15 protein-coding genes, 1 tRNA gene and 2 pseudogenes are annotated in these 20,643 nt (G+C 63.3%); 16 read left to right on the top strand and 2 right to left on the bottom strand.

Annotated features, from left to right (window positions below; all coding sequences use genetic code 11):
- Window positions 1-25: 25 nt before the first annotated feature.
- The 4 genes from ACIU1A_RS25240 to ACIU1A_RS25225 all read left to right on the top strand — a co-directional run bounded on the left by ACIU1A_RS25240 (window position 26) and on the right by ACIU1A_RS25225 (window position 1,790).
- A complete protein-coding gene (locus tag ACIU1A_RS25240) occupies window positions 26-424 on the top strand; it encodes a fimbrial protein (protein ID WP_404925543.1) in 399 nt (132 codons plus the stop codon).
- A gap of 13 nt (window positions 425-437) precedes the next feature.
- A complete protein-coding gene (locus tag ACIU1A_RS25235) occupies window positions 438-845 on the top strand; it encodes a VOC family protein (protein ID WP_140525467.1) in 408 nt (135 codons plus the stop codon).
- An 89-nt stretch (window positions 846-934) separates the two neighbouring features.
- Window positions 935-1,009 (top strand) — tRNA-Glu (locus ACIU1A_RS25230).
- A 403-nt stretch (window positions 1,010-1,412) separates the two neighbouring features.
- On the top strand, window positions 1,413-1,790 hold the full coding sequence (locus tag ACIU1A_RS25225; RefSeq protein ID WP_140558424.1) for a hypothetical protein: 378 nt from the start codon (window positions 1,413-1,415) through the stop codon (window positions 1,788-1,790).
- A 179-nt stretch (window positions 1,791-1,969) separates the two neighbouring features.
- Here ACIU1A_RS25225 and ACIU1A_RS25220 read toward each other — a convergent pair whose 3' ends face one another.
- Entirely contained in the window at window positions 1,970-2,173 is a 204-nt protein-coding gene (locus ACIU1A_RS25220; RefSeq protein WP_140517882.1) for a hypothetical protein, read from the bottom strand.
- 304 nt (window positions 2,174-2,477) lie between these two features.
- Between ACIU1A_RS25220 and ACIU1A_RS25215 the strand changes: the two genes are divergently transcribed.
- The 8 genes and pseudogenes from ACIU1A_RS25215 to phoB all read left to right on the top strand — a co-directional run bounded on the left by ACIU1A_RS25215 (window position 2,478) and on the right by phoB (window position 13,874).
- Complete coding sequence (locus ACIU1A_RS25215) at window positions 2,478-3,401, top strand: DUF2865 domain-containing protein (protein ID WP_140816235.1); 924 nt, start codon at window positions 2,478-2,480, stop codon at window positions 3,399-3,401.
- Between the two features lie 608 nt (window positions 3,402-4,009).
- Window positions 4,010-8,145: pseudogene (locus ACIU1A_RS25210) on the top strand (PAS domain-containing protein).
- 518 nt (window positions 8,146-8,663) lie between these two features.
- Window positions 8,664-9,722: a phosphate ABC transporter substrate-binding protein PstS gene (gene pstS, locus ACIU1A_RS25205; protein WP_140517885.1), complete on the top strand. Its 1,059-nt coding sequence runs from the start codon at window positions 8,664-8,666 to the stop codon at window positions 9,720-9,722.
- A 65-nt stretch (window positions 9,723-9,787) separates the two neighbouring features.
- On the top strand, window positions 9,788-10,777 hold the full coding sequence (pstC, locus tag ACIU1A_RS25200; protein ID WP_140517886.1) for a phosphate ABC transporter permease subunit PstC: 990 nt from the start codon (window positions 9,788-9,790) through the stop codon (window positions 10,775-10,777).
- A 3-nt stretch (window positions 10,778-10,780) separates the two neighbouring features.
- Complete coding sequence (gene pstA, locus ACIU1A_RS25195) at window positions 10,781-11,632, top strand: phosphate ABC transporter permease PstA (protein WP_404925542.1); 852 nt, start codon at window positions 10,781-10,783, stop codon at window positions 11,630-11,632.
- Entirely contained in the window at window positions 11,629-12,432 is an 804-nt protein-coding gene (gene pstB / locus ACIU1A_RS25190) for a phosphate ABC transporter ATP-binding protein PstB (RefSeq protein ID WP_140500574.1), read from the top strand. The genes pstA and pstB overlap by 4 nt, the downstream gene beginning before the upstream one ends.
- Window positions 12,433-12,457: 25 nt before the next feature.
- On the top strand, window positions 12,458-13,165 hold the full coding sequence (gene phoU, locus ACIU1A_RS25185; RefSeq protein ID WP_404925541.1) for a phosphate signaling complex protein PhoU: 708 nt from the start codon (window positions 12,458-12,460) through the stop codon (window positions 13,163-13,165).
- Window positions 13,166-13,184: 19 nt separating this feature from the next.
- Window positions 13,185-13,874: a phosphate regulon transcriptional regulator PhoB gene (gene phoB, locus ACIU1A_RS25180; protein ID WP_010911896.1), complete on the top strand. Its 690-nt coding sequence runs from the start codon at window positions 13,185-13,187 to the stop codon at window positions 13,872-13,874.
- A gap of 7 nt (window positions 13,875-13,881) precedes the next feature.
- Here the strand turns inward: phoB and ACIU1A_RS25175 are convergent, their stop codons facing one another.
- Complete coding sequence (locus ACIU1A_RS25175; protein WP_404925540.1) at window positions 13,882-15,123, bottom strand: ROK family protein; 1,242 nt, start codon at window positions 15,121-15,123, stop codon at window positions 13,882-13,884.
- A 260-nt stretch (window positions 15,124-15,383) separates the two neighbouring features.
- On the opposite strand from ACIU1A_RS25175, the gene xylF reads away from it, so the two are divergent.
- From xylF to ACIU1A_RS25155, 4 genes and pseudogenes are all read left to right on the top strand, one after another.
- On the top strand, window positions 15,384-16,424 hold the full coding sequence (gene xylF / locus ACIU1A_RS25170) for a D-xylose ABC transporter substrate-binding protein (protein ID WP_140500579.1): 1,041 nt from the start codon (window positions 15,384-15,386) through the stop codon (window positions 16,422-16,424).
- A gap of 142 nt (window positions 16,425-16,566) precedes the next feature.
- Window positions 16,567-17,919, top strand: a complete 1,353-nt coding sequence (locus ACIU1A_RS25165; protein ID WP_140561572.1) for a sugar ABC transporter permease — start codon at window positions 16,567-16,569, stop codon at window positions 17,917-17,919.
- 15 nt (window positions 17,920-17,934) lie between these two features.
- Window positions 17,935-18,735 (top strand): ATP-binding cassette domain-containing protein, encoded by an 801-nt coding sequence (locus ACIU1A_RS25160; RefSeq protein ID WP_404925539.1) that lies wholly within the window; start codon window positions 17,935-17,937, stop codon window positions 18,733-18,735.
- 136 nt (window positions 18,736-18,871) lie between these two features.
- Window positions 18,872-20,495 (top strand): annotated as a pseudogene (locus ACIU1A_RS25155) (CHASE domain-containing protein).
- Window positions 20,496-20,643: the final 148 nt, after the last annotated feature.

The raw sequence follows: 20,643 nt of genomic DNA, 5'->3' as shown, positions 1-20,643 counted from the left end.
CGAGAATCGTTCCGGAATGTTTGCCATGGCCCGCCCCGCCGCCGACGAAGACGCCGTTGTTGAAGGCGGGGAAAAGCCGCTCAACCCCGAGATCGAAAAGGTGCGCGGCAGGCTCATCCGCTTCATGGCCATCAATCTCGGCCTGCTCTTGCTGGCCCTTATGGTGGTGATCGCGGCGATTGTCTACAAATCACGCAAGGCAGTGCCGGTGAGCCCGCCGCTGGCCGGCGACATCCAGGTGCCCGCCGGCGAACCGCTCAGCGGAGACATCGTGCTGCCGGTCGGCGCCAGGGTGGTCAGCCAGTCGCTATCCGGCAATCGCGTCTCGATCGACGCCGAACTTGTCGATGGCAGCCGCACGATCTTCGTCTACGATATGGGCGAGCGGCGCATAATCGGCCGCTTCGCAATCCGCAACAAATGAAGCCCGGCGCGCAATGACCGGCTTTGCCGAAAACCGTCATATCGCCACCGTTGCGCTGGTCGTCGACAGCTATGACGAAGCAATCGACTGGTATGTCGAGCGAATGGGCTTTGTGCTCCTGGAGAATGTGGACCTTGGCGGCGGCAAGCGCTGGGTGACGGTCGCGCCGGCCAGCGGGCGCGGCGCGCGGCTGCTTCTGGCCGAGGCCTCCGACGAGGCACAAAGGAAGAGCATCGGCAACCAGACCGGCGGGCGGGTTTTTCTCTTCCTGGAAACCGACAACTTTGCCCGCGATCATGCGGCGATGGTGGCGAAGGGCGTCGAATTTCGCGAGCCACCGCGCTTGGAGCCCTACGGCACGGTGGCGGTTTTCGCCGATCTCCACGGCAATCTATGGGACCTGATCGAGCCAAAACGCTAGCAGCAGCCAGCTTTTTCTTGATCCCAGGAAAGCCGGCGGACCCCAGTTGCTTTTTCTCCGCCGCCAGCCTATATCGCCGGTTCTTGAACGCGCCCATCGTCTAGCGGTCAGGACACCGCCCTCTCACGGCGGGAACAGGGGTTCGATTCCCCTTGGGCGTACCAAGAAGGCGACGGCTCAGCCGTTGATGATCCCTCCAGCATCAAACAATATTCAGGGCCTCCGCGGGAGCTTCGTCATATGCGCGCATATGACGGCGTGGAGCGCTGGCAAAAGCCAGGCTCGGAGCTATGGCATGGCGGGCTTCGATTAACGTTTCGTTTACCTATAATCTGTCTATTGGAGACAATTCACCCGCGACCACGGATGTACTGGCGCTGTGGTGAAAACAAAGGTCGGCCCACTGCCGGCCTTTTGTTTTTGGCCGGCCGCTGCGGGCGGGGCTGCCTCCAATGCTTTCGGCAAGAGCTTTCGCCAAAGCATATTGCCCTTGCCATCTCCAGCCCTACCATCAATCCTGACGATCGCACGCGGGCGGCCGGAAGGGTCGACGGTGGAGGAATTGCAATGAAAAGAACCGCTGGAATGCTCCTGATTAGCGGCGCATTGGCGATTGGCGCCACCTGCCCATCGGCTGCCGCCCAGCTCAACACGATGGAGGAAGTTGGCACGGCGATCCAGGCATGCTGGACGCCGCCGGTGGATGCCGGAAATTCCATCGTCACGCTGAGCTTCAGCTTCAAGCGCGACGGCACGCTGCTTGGTCCGCCACGGCCGACCGCCGCCAAGGTGGCCGGCGACGACAAGGCGCGAAAGTCGTTCATCGACGCCGCAATGACCGCGGTGAAGGATTGCACGCCGCTCAGCCTTTCGCCGCAACTGGCGCAAGGGATTGCCGGCAACGTGTTCACCTTGCAATTCGTATCTCCCAAGATCGGCCAATAGCTGTTTTCCGCAACTCTCCGCGCAGGGCGCGCCGCGGCTTAATGCTAGAGCCGTTCGGCGTTCGGATCGCCGATCCCGCTTCAATTTTTTACGCAATTCCTGACGGAAAACGTCTGCCAGCCAGCCGCTCAGGTAGCGACTACCACCAAACCAATCTCGCCCAGCACCGCCTTCACCGGTCAGTGACTGGTACGCCGCGCCTCAGCGTGCCGCGCCAGGTCGGGTGTCTCGAAGACGTAGTCGTTCCAGGCCGATTCCGGGATTTGCCCGGCCAGATAGCATTCCAGCAGCAGGTTTTGCTCGGCGCTCAGGGGCCTCGGGTCAAGTCCCAGGGAATGAAAAAGATTTCTTGTCAGTTCCGATACCGTGATCTGGATCGACATCTGCGTTCTCCTTCGCGCTTCAACGCGAAAGGCCGGGCAAAGGTTTCAGGACCGGATGCCGATAACGCCGGAGTGATCCGGCAGGCCTGCCAGCCGTCGGTCCGGCTGCATTGTTTTGCAGTTCGTCTCAATCTTGAAATAAAAATGCAATATTGAATTCACAGGGATTCTTCTATTAAACTAGAGGCAAGTCTCTCAATGCATGGGAGACTAGAAAGATTAGATGAAACTCATTTAGTGGAAGCTTATCGAAATCGAAAGAGTTGTCATTCCAGGTCTCAGCAACAATGACCGCGTCCTTCCGATGATCCGTTTCTGGTCCCCCATGATGATCGCGCTCGTCACCTTGACCGTGCTCGCGCTCGGCATGTCCAGTTCTTATGCCGACAGTTGCAGTGCAATAAAAAATCAGTTGTCTTCGGCCGGCCGTGGCGGCGGCACGAGCCCCGAGCTCGCCCAGTTGCACCGCCAGCTTGCCGCGATCCAAGGCATCGAGAGGCAGCGCAAGTGTACGGCGAAAAATTCCCTCGGTGGTTTCTTCAACGCATGCGCCGATCTTGCCAGGAACAGGAGCGAGGTGCAGCGCCAGATCGCTGCGGCCTCCAATTCAGGCCGGGACATGTCGGGGCTGCGGGCACGCTTTGTCGCGCTTGGCTGCGCGCCAGCGGCAAAGCGCGCGGCGGCGAAGACCCAATCGGTGTCTGCGGCGGCGCCAGCGGCGAGGGCAACGGGCGCCGGCAACGCGATGCTGTTCTGCGTGCGCCTTTCGGATGGATATTTCTTCCCAGCACCCAAGTCGCAGTTCGCCGGCAGCGACGATGTGAAGGATATGGCCGATCAATGCCGCTACATCTGCGACGAGCCGGGCGTCGACCTCTATACGCTCAGCGACGTCAGCCTCGAAACCGAAAAGATGGTCGCTCTCGACACGCGCAAGCCCTACACCGATCTGCCGACCGCATTCCGCTACCGCGACGACGTCAATTTCAAGGCATGTGACCTAAAACGCTACTACAGCAGGGTCGCCGAATTGAGGGCCCGAACGGTAACGCCCACAAACATGACCAATGCCATCATCCCCTTGCCGTCGGCCAAGCCGGACCTCGGCAGCGTCGCGGCAATTCCCGCGGCGGACGCCGAAGCCTCCGGGGCGGCCCAGCATCAGTCGATAGAGGCCGGCAAGCGGCCGGTGAGAATAGTCGGCCCGGCCTTCTTCCCAGCCGAATGATCATCCGCCCCCGGTTGTAGGCGCCGGTTTCTGAGCCAAGGTCAGTTTTGGGTGGCACCCATCAGTCGCAGACCATGCGAACCCTCTTTCCGGGTTCGCTGACATTCCTGCATGCCAGGGGCTTTTCCTCATCGGAGGACGGCGGAGGTGGCCTCGAAACTCTTGAAAGATGACGTCTCGGTGCGGCGCGCGGCGGGGGCCTGCGCTCGGAAAACCGGGTTGGCGGTTGTGGCGGCGCCGGAAAAGCGCCGTTTTCCATTCCGGACGGCCCGTATTCCACATTGGGCGGCGGCCGGTCCCAGAAACGCCGGGCATCGAGCGGGCGCGGAATGACGACGGTGCCGTCATAGCTGCGCGAACAGCCGCTGCCGAAAAGCAGCGCCGCGCTCAGCAAGCAAGGCACAATCCGTCCAAACATCAGCAACACCCCTGTTCGGGTTTATAGCGCGGCTTCGATCCAGCCGACAACCGGGCGCAATGGCGCAGGCCAGGGCCGGCCCGGTGCGCAACGGCTCGTTAAGGTTAGCGGATCGTTAATGCCTCTCGGGCACATTCCGCCGACGAACCGCGGAGGGAGGGTTCGGCCTTGGATTCGGGGTGGGGACGGCATGGCTGAAGCGAACGAGACAGCCGGCGTGCGCGGCGAGCGTGGGTCGGGCGAAATGGCGGTGAACGATGCGGCCTCGTTCGCCGCGGGCATGGATTTGGCCATGCTACGCCAGCTGGTCGAGACGGGCTCGGACTGGATCTGGGAGACCGATTCCGAGCTGCGCTTTTCCTGGCTCTCGCACAATTACCAGGCGGTCACGGGCATCGACCCGGCCGCCGTGCTCGGCCGGTTCCGTTTCGATTTCCTGAAGCAGGTCCTGAACGGCAACCGCAGCGCGGCAATGCATCTGGAAGATCTGCAGGCGCATCGGCCTTTTCGTGACTTCGTCTATGAACTGAAGGGAGGTCGCGCCGATTGCCGCTGGGTGCTGACCTCAGGCTTTCCACGCTTCGACGACGACGGGAAATTTGCGGGCTACCGTGGCATTGGACGCAATGTCACGGGATTGGCCGCCGCCTTCGAAGAACTGGAACAGAAGCAGCAAGAAGAGGCGTCTTCGGGAGGCCTTGCCGACCTTCGCACGATGGTCGATTCGATGCCGATCGGGATCATGGTCCTCGACGCCGACCTGCGTGTCGAAGTGATCAACCAGGCCTTCTATGAGTTGTGGAAAATCGATCCCCAGCGCGCCGGGATCGGCTCGGGCTTCCGCGAGTTGATGGAGGCCAGCCGCGCCGCCGATTCCTACGGCGCCGACGACGTTGCCTGGCAGCGTCATACCGCCGAGCGCGAGGCCGAGATCAGGGCCGGCGTCGCCGGCTCGAGACAATTGCCGCGCAATGACGGGCGTACCCTGGTTGCGTCGCTGGCCCCGCTGGCCGGCGGCAAGCGGCTCATCTCCTATGTCGATGTCACCGACATGAAGGATCGCGAGGCCGAGCTGGCCGACGCGCTGGAAAAGGCGCGACTGGCGGAAGCGGTGATCAACGGCGTCAAGGATCCGATCTTCGTCAAGGACGACGATCTGCGCTTCGTCTTCGTCAACGAAGCGTTTGCGGGCCTGTTCGGCCAGACGCCGCAAACCATGCTTGGCAAGCCCGGCGGCAATTTTCTCGCGCCCGCCGAGGTCGCGCTGTTCGAGGAAAGCGAGCGCGAGGTGCTGGCGACCGGGCGGCCTTACGAGGTGGAGGAAAGTTTCCAGGTCGACGGCGTCAACCGCTCGCGCGTCGTCAGGAAGAACCGCGTTAGAATGGCAAGCGGCCGCAACTACGTGGCCGGCTTCCTCTTCGACGTCTCGGACATGAAGGGCCGTGAGACCGAGGCGCAGGACGCCCGCAAACACCTGGCCAGCGTGCTGGAATCGCTGCCGGCCGCCGTGATCATCTACGACCGCGAGGACAATTTCGTTTTCGCCAACCGCAAGATGCAGGACACGCTGCCGGCGTTGAAGCCGGCGTGGCAGCCCGGCCGCACCTTCCGCGACGCGCTGGCACTCGGTCATTCGGCCGGCTATTTCCGCTCGAGCGGCGATCCGCAGGTCGATGCGCTCTATGATGGCGATCTCGATGGCTGGCTGGACAGCATCCTCGCCCGCTACCACCTGCCATACTCATCCTTCGAACGTCTCAATCCCGACGGTCGCTGGTACCAGGTCTACGACATGCGCACCGACGACGGCACGTTCATCGGCGTGCGTGTCGATATCTCCGAGATCAAGAGCCGCGAAAAGGCGCTGCACGATTCGATGCGGCAGATCGACCTGTTCCGGCACGTGCTGGACGAACTGCCCGTGGCCGCCTTCATCAAGGCGCAGGACCTCAGCATCGAGTTCGTCAACAAGGCCTGGTGCGCGATCACCGGGCTCGCCAAGGAAGACGTCATCGGCCGCACCGATCGGCAGCTGTTCGGCGACGGGGATGGAGAGAGCTACAGCCTGGACGACACCGAGGTCGCCCTCACGGGCAGTGTCAGGGAGGTCGAGGAGCCCGTCACCCATCGCAACGGCACGGTGCGGCAGTTGATGACGCGCAAGAGCCGGCTGGTGGCGCTGGACGGATCGGTGCATCTGGTCGGCTCCAGCACCGACATCACCGAGGTCAAGGCGCGCGAGCGGGCGCTGGAAGAAAGCATGCGCGAGAACGAGGTGTTCCGCAGCCTGATCGACAACGTGCCGGTGTCGATCTATGCCAAACGCTCCGATCTCAGGCAATTCTACGTCAACAAGGGCTGGTGCGATCTCACCGGCTTCAGCAAGCAGGACGCGATCGGCAAGACCGATATCGAAATTTTCGGGCCCGACGGCGAAGCCTTCGTCAATGGCGACCTCGCGGTGCTGCGCAGCGGCGAAACCCAGGAGGTCGAGGAGACGGTGATGCTCCCGGACGGCAGCGTGCGCCACCAGTTCGCCCGCAAGGGCGCGATGATCGCGTCCGACGGGTCGCTCTACCTGATCGGGTCGACCACCGACATCACCGAATTGAAGCTGCGCGAGGCGGAACTGCGCGAGGCGCGCCAGCGCGCCATACTTGCCGACCGCGCCAAGTCGGAATTCCTCGCCAATATGAGCCATGAGATTCGCACCCCGATGAACGGCGTGCTGGGCATGGCCGAACTCCTGGCCAAATCCGATCTCGATCCGAAGCAGAAGACCTTCACCGACATCATCGTCAAATCGGGCAACGCGCTGCTCACCATCATCAACGATATCCTGGATTTCTCCAAGATCGATGCCGGCCAGTTGGTGCTCGATCCCGCCCCTTCAATCTCGCCGAGGCGATCGAGGACGTGGCGACGCTGGTGTCGACGCGGGCCAAGGAAAAGGACCTCGAGCTCATCGTGCGCATCGAGCCTGGGCTCGAAAGCCTGTTCATCGGCGATGTCGGCCGCATCCGGCAGATCGTCACCAACCTGCTCGGCAATGCGGTGAAGTTCACCGAAGAAGGCCATGTGCTCGTCGACGTAACCGGCGAAAGTGTGCCGGACGGAACCAGGCTGACGATCTCGGTCACCGACACCGGGATCGGCATCCCTGAGGAAAAGCTGAAACAGGTGTTCGAGAAATTCAGCCAGGTCGACACCTCCTCGACGAGGCGGCATGAGGGCACTGGGCTCGGGCTCGCGATCACCTCGCGGCTGGTCGAATTGATGGGCGGCGACATCGGCGTGGAAAGCGCCGAAGGCAAGGGGTCGACCTTCTGGTTCACGGTCACGCTGCCCAGGGCCGGACAACAGAACGCGCAGCGCATCATGCCGGTGGACGTGACCGGCGCGCGGGTGCTGATCGTCGACGACAATGCCGTCAACCGCGCCATCCTGACCGAGCAGATGACGTCATGGACCTTCGATTCCTGCGCGGCCGAGAGCGGCGCCGAGGGACTGAAAGTGCTGATCGCGGCCGCCGCCTACGGCGTGCCGGTCGATTGCGTCGTGCTCGATTATCAGATGCCCGAGATGAGCGGCGCCGAGATGGCAGGTGTCGTGCGCAACACCGCCGGGCTTGCCGACACGCCGATCATCATGCTGACCTCCGTCGACCAGTCGCTGGCCAACACCAGTTACCGCGATCTCGGCATTGATGCCCAACTCATCAAGCCCGCACGCTCCTCGGTGCTCCTGGAAACGCTGGTCGCCACCATCCAGCGGCATCGCCACGCCACGGATATCGCCCGGCCGCTTGCTGTCGAGGGAGACGGGGGGAACGGTCCGCAACCATCGCCAGCGGCTGCGTCGGGGCAACGCGCGTTGCTGCAGCCGCCGCCGGTCAGGCCCCGGCTCGCCGCGATTGGCGGCGAGCAGCGGCTGGACATCCTCGTGGCCGAGGACAATGAGGTCAACCAGATGGTCTTCACCCAGATCCTCGGCGAGACCGGCTACGGTTTCGAGATCGTCGGCAATGGCCGCAAGGCGCTGGACGCATTCGGCAGGCTCAATCCCTGCATGATCCTGATGGACGTCTCGATGCCGGAGATGAACGGGCTCGAGGCAACCGCCGCCATCCGCCGGCTGGAAGAGGAAACCGGCACGCATGTGCCGATCGTCGGGGTCACCGCGCATGCGCTCAAGGGCGATCGCGAACGCTGCCTGGACGCCGGCATGGATGATTATCTGCCCAAGCCGATCAGCCCCAGGGCCCTGCTCGAAAAGGTCGAGCGCTGGGTCGGCGCTGGTCGCCAGGCCCGGCGCAACGCGGGATAGACTTTGCGCCTTCGGCCGGATTGCGGCGAGAATCAGTCGGGGTCGGCCGCTGCCCTTCGAGCAAGACTATGGTGCGATCGCACCATATCAAAGCCGGCGTCCAGCCGGGACAATGACGGCATCGAATTTCCGCTCTCTCTTGAGTTACGGGCGGGAGCAGCGACCGCCAGTATGAAGCAGCGTCAATCTACCCCAACGGACCTGTTTTTGGCGATGGCCCGGCCAAGACATCCTCTGGCCTCGAGCAACGCGCTCCCGTCCGGCTTTTCTTAGATCAGCGATCCATGCCGAATCCGATGGCTGTTTGGGTGGCCGGATAGCGCAAGTCCCTGATTCCCGAAGGCAAACCGGCGCCATGCCGCAGCCGCTAATCGCCATCGCCTTTCCAAGCGCCGGCGACGCGTTACCGGGCTGACACGAAACTGTCATGCGACTGTTATAATCGAACGCTATTGGCCTCAGCGGGCGCTGGCAAGGAATGGCGCCGAGAGACCATCTTCCGAACAGGAGCAGGCCATATGAGACATTTCATCCGCTCGGCGGCCGTTGCGATCGCAATGGCTGCGGCGTCCACCCTCACCCTTTCCGCGGCAATGGCAGCTGACATCTCCGGTGCCGGCGCCACCTTCCCTTACCCGATCTATGCGAAGTGGGCCGATGCCTACAAGAAGGAGACCGGCATCGGTCTCAACTACCAGTCGATCGGCTCGGGCGGCGGCATCAAGCAGATCAAAGCCAAGACCGTCACCTTCGGCGCTTCCGATGCGCCGCTGAAGGGCGAGGATCTCGAATCCACCGGACTTGCACAGTTCCCGATGGTGATGGGCGGCATCGTTCCGGTCGTCAATCTCGAAGGCATCAAGCCGGGCGAACTGGTGCTCGACGGCCCGACGCTGGCCGATATCTTCGTCGGCAAGATCACCAACTGGAACGACGCGGCGATCGCCAAGCTCAATCCCGACGTCAAGCTTCCCGACCAGGCGATCGCCGTCGTGCATCGCTCCGACGGTTCGGGCACCACGTTCAACTTCAGCTACTACCTGGCCGACGTCAGCGCCGACTGGAAGTCGAAGGTCGGCGTCAACACCGCGCTCGAATGGCCGGTTGGCATCGGCGCCAAGGGCAATGAAGGCGTCGCCAACAACGTCTCGCAGACCGGTGGCTCGATCGGCTATGTCGAATACGCCTACGCCAAGCAGAACAAGTTGACCTATGCCGACATGATCAACAAGGACGGCAAGAAGGTCGAGCCGACGGCGGCGGCGTTCTCGGCGGCGGCGGCCAATGCCGATTGGAGCTCGCAGCCTGGTTACGGCGTCATCCTGGCCAACCAGCCGGGCGCCGAATCCTGGCCGATGACGTCGGCGACCTGGATTCTGGTCTACAAGAAGCCCGGCGACGTGGCGGCGACCGGTGAAGCGCTCAAGTTCTTCGCCTGGTCCTACGCGAAGGGCGACGACATGGCCGGGGCGCTGGACTACGTTCCGATCCCCGACGCGGTCGTCAAGAGCGTCGAGGACATGTGGGCCAAGGACATCGTCGGCGAAGACGGCAAGCCGCTCTATTCCGCCATGTAATCCCTGCTGAACGAGGAGGGCGCTTCACGGCGCCCTCCCTGTCTTCCTTGAAACGCGAGGGCCAGATGACCGCCGTCTCCGAAGCCATGCCATCGTCGGCCGCCATGCGGGCCAGGGAAGCGACGGTCCGACGCTTCGCGCTCACCGATACGATTTTCCGGACGGCGACACGCTTTTCCGCCATCCTCGTCCTGCTCATCCTCGGCGGCGTGGCGATTTCGCTGTTTGCCGGCTCGTGGGAAGCGCTGTCGAAATTCGGGTTCTCCTTCCTGACGACCGAATCGTGGAACCCGGTCACCGAGAATTTCGGAGCGCTGGCCCCGATCTACGGAACCATCGTCACCGCCGCCATCGCCATCCTGATCGCCGTTCCCATCGGCATCGGCATCGCCATCTTCCTTACCGAACTCTGCCCGCGGCCACTCCGGCGCCCCATCGGCATCGCCGTCGAGCTGCTTGCCGGCATACCCTCCATCATCTACGGCATCTGGGGCCTGTTCGTGTTCGCGCCATTCCTGCAGACGACGGTGCAGCCCTTCATCATCAAGCTTTTCCACGACGTGCCGGGACTCTCCAGCCTGTTTGCCGGCCCGCCCTACGGCATCGGCCTTCTGACCTCGGCGCTGATCCTTGCCATCATGGTCCTGCCCTTCATCACCTCGATCACCAAGGATGTCTTCGACACGGTGCCGGCGGTGCTGAAGGAATCGGCCTACGGCATCGGCTGCACGACCTGGGAGGTCACGCGCCGCGTCGTCATCCCCTATACCCGCGTCGGCATCATGGGCGGCGTCATGCTCGGCCTCGGCCGCGCGCTCGGCGAAACCATGGCGGTAACCTTCGTCATCGGCAACGCCCACCGCATCAGCGCCTCGCTGTTCGCGCCCGGCACGACGATCTCGGCGACCATCGCCAACGAATTCACCGAAGCCGACGGCGATCTCTATACGTCTTCGCTGGTGGCGCTCGGCCTGATCCTGTTCGTCATCACTTTCCTGATCCTTGCCCTTGCGCGCTACATGCTGCTGCGCATGGACAGCCGCACGGGAGCCTGACCGATGTCGACGGCCACATCGCTTCACAATCGACGCAAGCGCAGGAATGCCGTGATGATGACGCTATGCGTCACGGCGGCGGGCATCGGCTTGGCCTGGCTGGCGCTGATCCTCGGCGCACTGCTCTATAAGGGCCTGTCGGGTGTTTCGCTCTCTGTGTTCACCGAAATGACACCGCCGCCCGGCGATGCCGGCGGCCTGCTCAATGCCATCTACGGCAGTATCATGATGACAGTTATCGCCGTCATCGTCGGCACGCCGATCGGTGTCCTCGCTGGGACCTACATGGCCGAATATGGCCGCTTCTCGCGCCTCACCACCGTCGTGCGCTTCATCAACGACATCCTGCTGTCGGCACCCTCGATCATCGTCGGCCTGTTCGTCTACGAGCTGCTGGTGCGGCCGATGGGACATTTCTCGGCAATCGCCGGTGCCGTCGCGCTGGCCATCCTGGTCATCCCGGTCGTCGTTCGCACCACGGAGGACATGCTCAACCTGGTGCCGAACGCCCTGCGCGAGGCCGGCGCCGCGATCGGCGCGCCGCGCTGGGTGGTCATCCACTCGGTCGCCTACCGTGCGGCGCTGTCGGGCATCGTCACCGGCATATTGCTGGCCATCGCCCGCATTTCCGGCGAGACGGCGCCGCTGCTCTTCACGGCACTCAACAACCAGTTCTGGTCGAGCAATCTCAACGCCCCAATGGCCAGCCTGCCCGTCACCATCTTCCAGTTCGCTCTCAGCCCCTACGAGGAATGGCAGCAGCTGGCGTGGACCGGCGCACTCATAATCACCCTTACGGTTCTCGGGCTGAGCATCTTCGCCCGCAGCCTTACCGGACGCAGAGAGGACAGATGAAACCGATGTTGTCCACCGAGTTGAATACGCCCGAAGTCGCGGTCGAGAAAGCCAAGATCGAGGTCAAGGGCCTCAATTTCTACTATGGCCAGTCGAAGGCGCTGAAGGATATCAGCCTGTCGCTGCCCGAGCGCAGCGTCACCGCCTTCATCGGGCCTTCGGGCTGCGGGAAGTCGACGCTGCTGCGCGTCTTCAACCGCATCTACGAGCTTTACCCGAGGCAGAGCGCCGAGGGCCAGGTGCTGCTCGACGGCCAGAATATCCTCGACCGTTCGCAGGATCTCAACCTGCTCAGGACCAAGATCGGCATGGTGTTCCAGAAGCCGACGCCGTTCCCGATGTCGATCTACGAGAACATCGCCTTCGGCGTCAGGCTCTATGAGAAGCTCAGCAAGGCGGAGATGGACGGCCGTGTCGAGCAGGCGCTGAAGCGCGCGGCACTGTGGAGCGAGGTCAAGGACAAGCTCAACGCCAGCGGCCTCAGCCTTTCGGGCGGCCAGCAGCAGCGCCTCTGCATCGCCCGCACGGTGGCGGTGAAGCCGGAGGTCATCCTGCTCGACGAGCCTGCCTCGGCGCTCGATCCGCTGTCGACCGCCAAGATCGAGGAGCTGATCGACGAGTTGCAGGCCGATTATACGATCGTCATCGTCACCCACAACATGCAGCAGGCGGCGCGCGTGTCGAAGCAGACCGCCTTCATGTATCTGGGCGAGCTGGTCGAGTTCGACCGCACCGAGAAGATCTTCACGTCGCCCCGCGAGAAGCGCACGCAGGACTATATCACCGGCCGCTTCGGCTGATCCCAGGCATACGAGGACCAAGATCATGGCCGAACACACAGTCGCAGCCTTTGACGAAGATCTCGGACAGATCAGCAGGCTGATCCGCGACATGGGCGATCTCGCCTCATCGATGGTCGGCGGCGCGACCAAGGCGCTCCTGAATTCCGACAACGCGCTCGCCCAGCGCGTCGTCTCCGACGACGCGATCATGGATGCGCGCCAGCGCGAACTCGACGACCGCGCCATCACCCTGATCGCCAAGCGGCAGCCCATGGCGGACGATCTGCGCCATGTCGTCGGCTCGATCCGCATGGGCGGCGATCTCGAACGCATCGGCGATCTCGCCAAGAACATCGCCAAGCGCGTCGGCACCGTCGGCCTTGCCGCCACGCCGCGCGACCTGTCGCACTCCATCGACGCCATGGCGCAGCTTGTGCTGATCCAGGTGCAAGGCGTGATCGAGGAGTATGCGGCGCGCGATGCCGCGGCACTTGCGAAGCTGCGCGCCGACGATGAACGCATCGACGTCAAATACACGTCGGTCTTCCGCGAGCTGCTGACCTACATGATGGAGGATCCGCGCAACATCACCGCCTGCACGCATCTTTTGTTCTGCGCCAAGAATCTCGAGCGCATCGGCGATCACGTGACCAACATTGCCGAAAATGCCTATTATGTGCTGACCGGCACGCAATTGCCCGCCAATCGCCCGAAGCAGGACGAGACGGCGATGTCGGCGCCAGCGGCTTGACGGCAGGGGTGACCAGTCGATGATCGCGCCACGCATCATGGTGGTGGAGGACGAGGAGCCGCTGGGTGTGCTGCTCCGTTACAATCTGGAATCGGAGGGTTATCAGGTAGAGGTGGTGACGCGCGGCGACGAAGCCGAGATCCGCTTGCAGGAGAATGTCCCTGACCTTCTTGTGCTCGACTGGATGGTGCCGGCGGTGTCCGGCATCGAGCTCTGCCGCCGTCTCCGGATGCGGCCCGAGACCGAGCGGCTGCCGATCATCATGCTGACGGCGCGCGGCGAGGAAAGCGACCGGGTGCGCGGTCTCTCCACCGGCGCCGACGACTATCTGGTCAAGCCGTTCTCAACGCCGGAATTCATGGCACGCGTCAAGGCGCTGCTGCGCCGCGCCAAGCCCGAAGTTCTGTCCAGCGTGCTCAAGGTTGGCGACATCGTGCTCGACCGTGAATCGCACCGGGTCTACCGCAAGAAAAGCGAGATCCGGCTCGGGCCGACCGAGTTCCGCCTGCTCGAATTCATGATGCGACATCCGGGCCGCGTGTTCTCGCGCAGTCAGCTGCTCGACAATGTCTGGGGCGAAACGATCTATATCGACGAGCGCACCGTGGACGTGCATGTCGGCCGGCTGCGCAAGGCGGTCAACAACGGCCGCATGCCTGACGTGATCCGCACCATTCGGGGCGCGGGGTACGCGATCCGCGAAGACTAGGGATATGTCACGCAACGTTCTCGCCTATGCCTGATTTCGCCTGTGCCCCCGGCGCGAAAATTTCCTGGTCGACGAAGGTTAGCGCGCGCATGGCGCAGCCCTCGCGGATCAGCGGCAGTTCGTTCGGCTCGGTGTCGAAGGAAATCGATTTCGAGTGCTGGCCGCCGGCGGTCTGGGCAATGGCCTCGCGCAGAGCCGGCTCGATCAGGTCGAAGGCGGCGGCGCTGACGCCGACCATGGCGACCGGCGCCGGATCGATCAGCGCAAACAGGCTGCCAAGGCCGTAACCCAGCGCCTCGCCGGCCTTGCGGTAGGCTTCGCGCTCCGGCCCGTCCTTTTCGCGCGCCGAGGCCGCCAGGGTGCGCATGTCGGCGTCGCTGACGTCGACGGGCTCGGTGTCCTCGCCAAGCTGCCTCGCGTTGCGCCAGATGGCATAGTTGCCGGCATAGGCCTCGACGCAGCCGCGCCGCCCGCAGCGGCAGAGCGCCCCGCCGGGGCGATGGATCATGTGGCCGAACTCGCCCCCGGATGAATGGGTGCCGGTGAACAGTTCACCCTTCAGCACCAGGCCCATGCCGATGCCGTGCGACAAAAGTATGGCGATGAAGTCGTCGCGGTAGCGCTGGGGATTGCGCCAGCGCAGCGCCACCGCCATCATGTTGCAATCGTTCTCCATGGTGGCGGGAATGCCGAACTCGGCCTCCAGTATGTCGGCGAAGGCGATGTCGGTCTGCGGCGTGATCGGCGACCACAGCATGGTGCGCGCATCCGTGTCGGTGATGCCCTGGATCGCCAGCGCGATACGGGCGATGCTGCCGACGTCGAGGTCGGGATCCTCGAACCGCCGCCTGACGATGGCCACGCATTCGCCGATCAGCGCCTCGCGCGACAGGGTCAGCGTGTCCAGCCGGCGCTGCTCCTCAGATATCACCTGGCCGGCATAGTCGATGACTGCGACGGAGAGGAAATTCAGCGACAGCACAACGGTCATCACCGCCGCGGCTTCAGGGTTGAGGCTGAGGCCGACCTGCGGCCGGCCGCGTTTCAGCGCACCGGCCTCGCTCGGCTTGCTCTGCGCCAGGATACCTTCGCCAATCAGGTCGGAGGAGATCGCCGATATGGTGGAATGGCTGAGCCCGGTGGTCGCGGCAATCTCGGTGCGCGAGGGCTGCCCGGCACGGCGCACGGCCGCGATCACCATCGCCCGGTTGCGTCGGCGCAAATCATCGTGGCGGATTCCGACCGACATGTTTCTCGCATCCTCCCCGTCGCCGCGTTCTCTCCCCAGGATCCCGACGACCGTCAAATACTGGCAGAACCGGCCTTGGCTGTCATTATTTATTCCGGAGCTCGAAAAAAATTCACGAGGACATCAAAATACCTCAGAATCGACGTTGACAGCGTTCCGACGATGGACCAGTGTTTTTTTCGAGGCTCGAAAAAATAGAGCCTTTGTGCCGGCCTACGGGCCTGTTTGGTCGCGCCATACGCGGCGCAGGGAGGATTAAGATGAAGAGATTCACAGCCGCCATCCTGGCGGGTGTCGCCATGTCGCTGACGCTCGCGTCGGTCGCGCAGGCGAAGGACAAGGTCATCGGCGTTTCCTGGTCGAACTTCCAGGAAGAGCGCTGGAAGACCGACGAGGCCGCCATGAAGAAGGCGATCGAAGCCGCCGGCGACAAGTATATTTCCGCCGACGCCCAGTCCAATCCCGGCAAGCAGCTCACCGACGTCGAGAGCCTGATCTCCCAGGGCGCCAATTCGCTGATCATCCTGGCGCAGGACGCCTCCGCCATCGGCCCGGCGGTGCAGAAGGCGCTCGACGAAGGCATTCCGGTCGTCGGCTATGACCGCCTGATCGAGAACAAGGATGTCTTCTATCTGACCTTCGACAACAAGGAAGTCGGCCGCATGCAGGCCCGCGAAGTGTTCAAGGTGAAGCCGGAAGGCAACTACGTCTTCATCAAGGGCTCGGGTGCCGATCCGAATGCCGATTTCCTGTTCTCGGGCTCCATGGAAGTGCTCAAGGACGCCATCGACAGCGGCAAGATCAAGAATGTCGGCGAAGCCTATACGGATGGCTGGCTGCCGGCCAACGCGCAGAAGAACATGGAGCAGTTCCTGACCGCCAACGACAACAAGGTCGACGCGGTGGTCGCGGCCAATGACGGCACTGCCGGCGGCGTCGTCGCGGCGCTGACGGCTCAAGGCCTGGCCGGTACCGTTCCGGTCTCGGGCCAGGACGGCGACCACGCGGCGCTGAACCGCATCGCGCTCGGCACGCAGACCGTGTCGGTGTGGAAGGACGCGCGTGAACTCGGCAAGAATGCCGCCGAGATCGCCTCGCAGCTGGCCGACGGCAAGAAGATGACCGATATCGCCGGCGTCAAGGACTTCACAACGCCCGGTGGGAACACCGTCAAATCGCTGTTCCTGACCCCGGTTGCGATCACCAAGGACAATCTCAACGTCGTCATCGACGCCGGCTGGATCAAGAAAGACGAGGTCTGTGCCGGCGTCGCGGCGGGCAGCGTAGCGGCCTGCAACTGATCTTCCATTTTATGCGATGAACGCCGCGGCTGCCAAGCCGCGGCGTTTTTTCAAGAAGATTTGTTTTTCCGCCCCGGGCGGGTAACTTCTAGGCTGGCTTCCGGCATCCCGCATCGGACGGGCAGGCCGGTGGGAGAAAATCATGACCGATACGACGTCCAACCCGCAGGCCGACACCGCGCGTGCGTCGGAACTCGGCGCCGTCGCCCGGTTCCTTAAGGCGACCGAGATCGACACGCGCATGCTCGGCATGATCGGCGCGCTGCTGCTGATCTGGATCGGGTTGCATGTCTTGTCCAGCCTGCGTCTCGGCGTCAATCCGCTCGATTTCGACAGCCGTACCTTTCTCACGCCGCGCAATCTGTGGAACCTGTCGGTGCAGACCTCGGCCGTCGCCATCATGGCCTGCGGCATGGTGCTGGTCATCGTCATGCGCAATATCGATCTGTCCGTCGGTTCCGCCGAAGGGTTGATCGGCATGGTCATGGGCTTCGCCCAGGTGCATTTCCTAGTGCGCTTCGTCGGGCTTGAGCTTGGCAACCCATGGATCTGGGTGCTGGCGCTGGTCATCGGCCTGGTGCTCGGTCTGTTGATCGGCGCCTTCCAGGGCTTTGTCATCGCCTATCTCGAAGTGCCGGCCTTTATCGTGACGCTGGGCGGGCTTCTGGTCTGGCGCGGTGCGGCATGGTGGGTTACCAGCGGCCAGACGGTGGCGCCGCTCAACGCGACGTTCCAGCTGATGGGCGGCGGCCCGGCCGGATCGATCGGCGCGACCTGGAGCTGGGTGGTCGGTATCGCCGCCTGCCTTGCGGTGGTGCTTGCGCTGTTCAACGGGCGGGTACAGCGCAAGCGCTTCCGTTTCCCGCTGCGTCCGATCTGGGCCGAGACGCTGATCGGCGTGGTGACCTGCGCCGTCATCATGGGCGCGGTTTGGCTGGCCAATTCCTATCCGTGGCCAGTCGGCATCGTGAACAGATATGCAGCCGCCAACAACATAACCGTGCCCGAGGGCGGCCTGTTCATCGCCCACGGCATCGCCATACCGGTGCTGATGGCCATCGCCGTCGGGCTGGTCATGACCTTCATCACCAAACGCACCCGTTTCGGCCGCTATGTCTTTGCCATCGGCGGCAATCCGGAAGCAGCCAACCTCGCCGGCATCAATACGCGCTGGATCACGATGAAAGTGTTCATGATCATGGGCGTGCTGGCCACGATCGCCGCCGCGATCTCGTCAGCCCGGCAGAACTCGGCCACCAACGTGCTCGGAACGCTCGATGAATTGCTGGTGATCGCGGCGGCCGTCATCGGCGGCACATCGCTCGCCGGCGGTTCGGGAACAATCATCGGCGCCATGCTGGGCGCGCTTTTGATGCAGTCGCTGCAATCCGGCATGGTGCTGCTTGGCGTCGACTCGCCGCTGCAGAGCATCGTCGTCGGCGCCGTGCTGGTCATCGCGGTGTGGCTCGACACCGTGTATCGCAAACGCGTTTGAGGGAGGAGGACAATCATGGCTGACAGGATCGCTCCCGCCGGCAACCCGCTGGTCGACATGCGCAACATCTCAATCGCGTTCGGCGGCATTCGCGCCGTCGACGATGCCTCGATCGATCTTTTCCCCGGCGAGGTCGTGGCCCTGCTCGGCCATAACGGCGCCGGCAAGTCGACACTGATCAAGATCCTGTCGGGCGCCTACAAGCGTGACGCGGGCCAAATCTTCGTCAACGGCGAAGAGGCTTCGATCTCCAACCCGCGCGATGCCAAGAAATACGGCATCGAGACGATCTACCAGACCCTGGCGCTCGCCGACAATGTCGACGCCGCCGCCAACCTGTTCCTCGGCCGCGAGCTGAGGACCGCCTGGGGCACGCTCGATGATGTCGCCATGGAGGCCGAGGCGCGCAAGGTGATGGGCAGGCTCAATCCCCGCTTCCAGCGCTTCAAGGAGCCGGTGATCAAGCTGTCGGGCGGACAGCGGCAGTCGGTGGCGATCGCACGCGCGATCCTGTTCAACGCCCGCATCTTGATCATGGACGAGCCGACGGCAGCACTTGGACCGCAGGAAACGGCCCAGGTCGGGGAACTGGTCAGGCAGCTCCAGTCCGACGGCATCGGCATCTTCCTGATCAGCCATGACATTCACGACGTATTCGAACTGGCCGACCGGGTGTGCGTCATGAAAAACGGCCAGGTCGTCGGCACTGCCCGCACCACCGATGTGACCCAGGACGAGGTGCTGGGCATGATCATCCTGGGCAAATGTCCGCCTGGCGCCATTCCCGGACCAGGCGCGTTGAAGATCGCCGCCTGAAGCCTGCTGGCCTGAGCCCGTTACCGATCTGCCGATCAGGTGATATGCCAGCCGGCGGGATGGCTTGGCCTTGCCATTGTGTTGACCGGGCGACTTGCCCATAAAGGGCTCACATGCTGATAGGCCGCATTATCCGTTGAAGAAGCTTTTTCCAATCGTCGCTTTCGTTGCCGTTGCGCTGATCAGCATGACAATGGCGGGGTTCGCCTATTTCGCGACGCAAGAGGCGGCTCGCATCAAGTTCGACGCGACCGCGGACGATGCGCTCAACCGTATCGAGAGCCGGATCGACCTGCAGCTGTCGCTGCTGCGCTCGTCGCAAGCCTTGTTCGACGCCCGCAATGGCGACATCTCGCAGAGCGAGTTCAAAGCGTTCTTCAATGCCCTCAATGTCGATACCAATTTCGCCGGCCTGCGCGGCATCGGCTTTCTCCGGCTGGTGAAAGCAGGCGACGAGGCGACGGTCGAGCGCGACATGCTGCATGACCAGGGCACCAGGCGTGCGATCTATCCGGACACCACGCAGCCATGGCGGACGCCCGTTGTGCTGTTCGAGCCGCTCGACCCGTCCAATAAGGCCAGCATCGGCTATGACATGTTCACCGAGCCCGTGCGGCGCGCGGCAATCGAGAAGGCAATGGCAGATGACCAGCAGCACGCGAGCGGGCTGGTGCAACTCGGCCAGGACACGGGTGCAGCACAGACCTTCACCGGCTTTCTCGTCTTCGTGCGGCTCAACGTCGAGACCGCACCTGATGCCATAAACGCATCGCGATCCTCGACGGTAGGCTTTCTCTACGCGGCCTTCCGGGCCAGGGAGTTGTTCCAGATCGCGCTCAGCCGCGCGCCGCTGCTGCCGGTCAACACCGAAATCTACGATGGCGGCGTCGATCCGGATCATCTGCTGTTCCGGTCGGAGACGCCGCCCGTGTCGGGCTTTGGCGACAGGCTGTTGGTCACCCGCAAGATCAGCGTGGCGGGCCGTCCGTGGACCGTGCAGTTCAGGCCGACAAGCGCCTTCTCGCAGCCATCGTCGCGGGCCATCCCAGTCATGCTCGGCCTGTTCGGGTTGCTGCTGGCCGGCGCCATCGCGCTTGTCGCGCGCTATCAGGAGCGAGCCTACGAGGCAGCATCGCTGCTGCATGAGACGACGGAAAAAGAGCCTGCTCGAAAAGGATTTGATGCTGCAGGAGATGAAGCATCGCATCAAGAATTCGATCACGCGAGTGCTGGCGATCGCGCGCCAGACCGCGTCACGTGCCAGCGACGTCAATGAGTTCTCGGCATCTTTCTCGGCCCGGCTACAGGCAATGGCCGCGTCCCAGGACATGCTGACGCGCTCGCGCTGGCAGAAGGCGGATCTCGGCGATCTCCTGCGCATCGAGCTTGGCCAAGTGTTCGGAAAGGAGCTGCCGGAAGAGCTTTTGTCCGGGCCGGAGGTGCTGCTTGACGAAACCACGACGCAGGCACTGGGCCTCACCTTCCACGAACTGGCAACGAATGCGCTGAAATATGGCGAGGCCGGCAATACGGTCGGCGCCCTCAGGATCGAATGGTCGGTCGAAGGGCGCGGGCGTGACCGGGTCTTGGCTCTGAGCTGGCAGGAAACCGGGCAGAAGAAGGTCGACGCCCCGGCCACGACCGGCTTCGGCACCAAATTGATCGACCTCAATGTCACGCGTGAGCTGCGTGGCACGATCCACCGCGATTATCGCGATGACGGATTGAATGTGGAAATCAGGATTCCGCTGCCGGCGTGAATGCCATCGGGCTTTGGCGGAATCGCTCCAGGCTTCACGCGGCGGCCAATAAATTGCCGCACCGCTGCCGGGTTCGCGAATGAGCCCGACAGCGCGCGATTCAAGTTGCTCGGAGCGGTTCAGCGTCGATAGATCGCCGATCCGCTCC

It is taken from the genome of Mesorhizobium maamorense, assembly GCF_044998965.1.
In the GTDB taxonomy this organism is placed as follows: domain Bacteria; phylum Pseudomonadota; class Alphaproteobacteria; order Rhizobiales; family Rhizobiaceae; genus Mesorhizobium.
The sequence above is the reverse complement of the archived record's forward strand: the minus strand, read 5'-3'. Positions and strand labels throughout refer to the sequence as shown.

Bases quoted from the DNA above. Each gene is read 5' to 3' on its own strand.
- ACIU1A_RS25225 (WP_140558424.1), top strand. From the start codon at position 1,413: ATGAAAAGAACCGCTGGAATGCTCCTGATTAGCGGCGCATTGGCGATT.
- phoB (WP_010911896.1), top strand. From the start codon at position 13,185: ATGATCGCGCCACGCATCATGGTGGTGGAGGACGAGGAGCCGCTGGGT.
- pstS (WP_140517885.1), top strand. From the start codon at position 8,664: ATGAGACATTTCATCCGCTCGGCGGCCGTTGCGATCGCAATGGCTGCG.
- ACIU1A_RS25165 (WP_140561572.1), top strand. From the start codon at position 16,567: ATGACCGATACGACGTCCAACCCGCAGGCCGACACCGCGCGTGCGTCG.
- ACIU1A_RS25240 (WP_404925543.1), top strand. From the start codon at position 26: ATGGCCCGCCCCGCCGCCGACGAAGACGCCGTTGTTGAAGGCGGGGAA.
- pstB (WP_140500574.1), top strand. From the start codon at position 11,629: ATGAAACCGATGTTGTCCACCGAGTTGAATACGCCCGAAGTCGCGGTC.
- pstA (WP_404925542.1), top strand. From the start codon at position 10,781: ATGTCGACGGCCACATCGCTTCACAATCGACGCAAGCGCAGGAATGCC.
- ACIU1A_RS25160 (WP_404925539.1), top strand. From the start codon at position 17,935: ATGGCTGACAGGATCGCTCCCGCCGGCAACCCGCTGGTCGACATGCGC.
- ACIU1A_RS25175 (WP_404925540.1), bottom strand. From the start codon at position 15,123: ATGTCGGTCGGAATCCGCCACGATGATTTGCGCCGACGCAACCGGGCG.
- pstC (WP_140517886.1), top strand. From the start codon at position 9,788: ATGACCGCCGTCTCCGAAGCCATGCCATCGTCGGCCGCCATGCGGGCC.
- phoU (WP_404925541.1), top strand. From the start codon at position 12,458: ATGGCCGAACACACAGTCGCAGCCTTTGACGAAGATCTCGGACAGATC.
- ACIU1A_RS25235 (WP_140525467.1), top strand. From the start codon at position 438: ATGACCGGCTTTGCCGAAAACCGTCATATCGCCACCGTTGCGCTGGTC.
- xylF (WP_140500579.1), top strand. From the start codon at position 15,384: ATGAAGAGATTCACAGCCGCCATCCTGGCGGGTGTCGCCATGTCGCTG.
- ACIU1A_RS25220 (WP_140517882.1), bottom strand. From the start codon at position 2,173: ATGTCGATCCAGATCACGGTATCGGAACTGACAAGAAATCTTTTTCAT.
- ACIU1A_RS25215 (WP_140816235.1), top strand. From the start codon at position 2,478: ATGATCCGTTTCTGGTCCCCCATGATGATCGCGCTCGTCACCTTGACC.